Below are 990 nucleotides of genomic sequence, written 5' to 3' on the forward strand. Positions count from 1 at the left end.
CCGTCCAACCGCACTCGGTCGCCCGTGATCAGAGTGATCCGCTCGTGCGACGTCAGCTCGGCCGCGGTGTCACCACTGCCGACCTTCTCCGGTTTCGCCGATGCCGGGCTGGTCATACCCGCGGCGAGGGCGACAGCGGCTGCCGTGGCAACCGTGGCCGCGCATGCTCTTTTCACTTGTCTGCGCAAGTTTCCCCCTTGCTGAAGTACCGGGTCAGATTCCCCATTCACCCGGCCGGGGGTAGTCCTGCACAGATGTACGCGTGCGCCCCCGGAATACGCAGTATGCCGGGGGCTGATCAGCGACCTCAATAGACAACAACCGCACAGAATCGGACTGTTACGAACCTGTCCCATTCCAAGTCGGCTCCCAGGACCGGGGTCCGCGGTGCGGAGACGCCCCCCGAAGATCGTGGCGATCATGCGCGCGGCACCGGGAGGACTGAATCACCCCACATCGGGCGAAGTCGTTTTGGATGGCTCCGATTTGGCCAATCTTTTCGAGGCCGAACTGGTCCGCGTAGCGGCGAGAACATCGGATTCGCCTTCCAGGGCTTCAATCTCATCCCCACACTCACCACCCAGGAGAAGGTGGAGACCACCCTCGTCCCGCTCCGGAGGGCAGATCACGGTCAGGAATAAGGCAGGTTCGCAACAGTCCGATTCTGTGCGGTTGTTGTCTATTGAGGTCGCTGATCAGCCCCCGGCATACTGCGTATTCCGGGGGTGCACGCGTACATCTGTGCAGGACCGCCCCCGGTCGGGCGAAAGGGGATTTTCGCCCGACACTTCAGCAAGGGGGAAACTTGCGCAGACAAGTGAAAAGAGCATGCGCGGCCACGGTTGCCACGGCAGCCGCTGTCGCCCTCGCCGCGGGTATGACCAGCCCGGCATCGGCGAAGCCTGAAGAGCGCGGGGGCAGCTCCGCCGCCCAACTCACGTCCCAGCACCGCATCACTCTGATCACCGGTGACCGGGTCAGCGTGGATGC

Annotated in this window: 2 protein-coding genes and 1 pseudogene; 2 read left to right on the plus strand and 1 reads right to left on the minus strand. The window is 63.7% G+C overall.

What is annotated here, in order from left to right:
• A partial coding sequence (locus ICC28_RS41635) for a hypothetical protein (protein WP_223190806.1) occupies positions 1-188 on the minus strand: 188 nt, incomplete at its 3' end.
• A 247-nt stretch (positions 189-435) separates the two neighbouring features.
• Here ICC28_RS41635 and ICC28_RS41025 point away from each other — a divergent pair.
• Together ICC28_RS41025 and ICC28_RS41640 are read left to right on the plus strand one after the other, a co-directional pair.
• Positions 436-614, plus strand: a pseudogene (locus ICC28_RS41025) (ABC transporter ATP-binding protein); the annotation flags it as partial.
• A gap of 191 nt (positions 615-805) precedes the next feature.
• A partial coding sequence (locus tag ICC28_RS41640; RefSeq protein WP_223190807.1) for a hypothetical protein occupies positions 806-990 on the plus strand: 185 nt, incomplete at its 3' end.

The sequence above is a fragment of the Streptomyces sp. TRM68416 genome, assembly GCF_014596915.1.
Classification (GTDB): domain Bacteria; phylum Actinomycetota; class Actinomycetes; order Streptomycetales; family Streptomycetaceae; genus Streptomyces.